Raw genomic sequence first — 2371 nt, 5'->3', positions numbered from 1 at the left:
CAGATACCCCCTCGCTATATTTTGGATATATTATATGGCTTAAATCTAAATTGGAAATAAACAAATTATAAAATAAAGGGGTACGAAGGAGGCCACCCACACTCTTAAAAACTAGGCTGCCTTGATTGAAGTGAGCCGCTTGCGGTGTCAGACCTCCCATACGTGCGGTCAGCCACACTCCAGCGTCTGAAACACCGACTCGAGAAGGTGCCCCGGACGGCAGAGTATACCCCCAGCAGCATTGGCCCCAGGTCTTTTCCTGTCATGCCTACATCACGGATTCCGGCTATGCCATGAAAAGCCCTGATAGTATCTGAAGAAAGCTGGGAGCATACCCAGCCGCCGAAAGGTGGTTTAGTGCCTACTACTGGGCCAGTATACGCGGTCACTGTCTTTCCTTACGCTTCGCTCCAGTCCTTCCAGTTACCGCTTACATCCCGACTATAAGTGATGCCCCGAATAGCAGAGTATGGAACCTGCAAGCAGAACCCATACACAGCTGTTGGCTTTTTGTCCAGTGCCTACTACTGGGCCAGTATGGCGGTAGCTGTCCTGTCGCTCCCTTCCGTTCCGCCCGATGGGCTGCTCTACAGTCCGCGCACTCCAGCCACCGCACCCATCTCCAAGTGTAGTACCCGGATGGTATCACTACACCCCAGAGGGGCGCAGTCATACCCCCGGAAAAAAGTTCCCGCCATCTCTCAGAGAGTAGCGAAAGCTGAGGCCATGGCAAGCCATAGCCTCACCCTCCGCGGAAGGACGGCTTCTGTAACAACAGAAGCCATTTAAAGCGGAATCACCAGAGCATGGCCACGCAATAAAGTACGGCTTCCCTGGGCCCCCACGAGGCCCCGAAGCCGGGGACGAATCAAGCCATTCCATTGGCACACAAGACCATTTTGTACAGTTTTTATTTGCGATATATAACCTAATTGTATAGTAAAATAAAGCCGATTTTCAGCATATTTTTTGATACATTGTAGTCATGTTTATTGGTGCCAGCTCCAAGTGTGGGTCTATGAGTATGGGCAGGAGTCACCTTCTGGGCATCCGTTTTTGTATCGGGGAAGGAGCCTCCAGCCTCATAAACTCTGACAGGTGAGCGTCCGATAAGAGTTTTTCGGTTATCGGAAGTAAGCCGTAGTTTACTGTCCGATAACCACATCTTATCGAAAGCTGACCAGCCACTCTCGCCACCTCGTAGACGCTTCGCGACCCCACCCGCCAGCCAGAGGACGAGACAGCACCCAGCACCTAGACCATGGCGCAGCCTCACCCTCCGGCATACGACCCACCCATAAAATACAATGGTAATAACTGATATATAATGATATAATTTTCTCAACGATAAAAAATATTTGTAATGGTAGTGCTGAAGCACCATAAAATCCACTATCAATACGACTCTCCGTTTTTGAGGAGGGTCATTCAACTTATGTCGGAGGGATGATAATGAAGGAACCACCAGTAGACAGAGCACAATTAATAGCGGAATTAAAAACAGTGGCATCATGGAAGGAAGAATTCATAGTCAAAGAAAATGAATTAAAAAAAAGTCAGATCCCTGACTTCCCAACCTATGAAGAGTTTGTAACTAAGAATACCTCCAACCTCTCAGGCGGATGTTTTTTTATGTTTGTTTTTGCATTAATTTATTATGGTGGATTTATTTATACTTACTACAAGACAAATCTTTTTCCGGATGGTTTTTTGGCAGGGGTTATAATTTTTATTTTAGCATTTTTCTTAGGTCTCTTTTTATTAGTTATTTTAGGTGTCAAAATGGACGGGGCTAGAGAGAAAGAAAAAGAGGATAAGGACAAATGGCACAAACTCTACCAAGAAAAGAAAAATAGGTACGATGTAGAAAATAAGGAGAGAGAGAAGATATATTTTCATAATTTGAGTATTTTTGAAGATGTTCGTCAAAGAAAGCCAGATACGTTTATTCCAGAACAATATCAAGAACCAAATATTTTAAAAATATTGATTGGATATATCGAGAATTATCGGGCTAATACTTTTGCAGAAGCTATCAACCTTTATCATACGGAGAAACATGATAGAGTAGTAGATGAAAAGGTAGATAATGTAGCAAAGATGGCAGAAAGAGCAGCTGAGGCTGCAGATAGAGCGGCTTCTGCTGCTTCTAGTGCAGCTTGGCATGCTTCTCAAAAATAACCAATACGCCCCGCTGAATTTGGCGTGTAAATCAACAAAATAATAATCTCAGGGCTGTTCTCAAATTGATATGCTCCCCCTATGGGAGACAGTAAAAAATAAAACTGTCATCATAGGGGGAGTTTTTATGCCACAAAAACATAAAATTACAGCAGAGGAGAAAGTTAAACTTGTCCGAGCTTACCTATCA

General features: G+C 44.4%; 1 protein-coding gene. It reads left to right on the top strand.

The genetic code is table 11. The features are described 5' to 3' along the window. Nucleotides 1-1452: 1452 nt before the first annotated feature. On the top strand, nucleotides 1453-2181 hold the full coding sequence (locus ACKI5G_RS06865; protein ID WP_407398878.1) for a hypothetical protein: 729 nt from the start codon (nucleotides 1453-1455) through the stop codon (nucleotides 2179-2181). Nucleotides 2182-2371: the final 190 nt, after the last annotated feature.

Source organism: Anaerovibrio sp. (assembly GCF_045637405.1).
GTDB lineage: Bacteria > Bacillota > Negativicutes > Selenomonadales > Selenomonadaceae > Anaerovibrio.
Note: the sequence above shows the minus strand (reverse complement) of the source record. Positions and strands in the feature narration are given on the sequence as shown.

Coding starts and splice junctions, on each gene's coding strand:
- ACKI5G_RS06865 (WP_407398878.1), top strand. CDS start 1,453: ATGAAGGAACCACCAGTAGACAGAGCACAATTAATAGCGGAATTAAAA.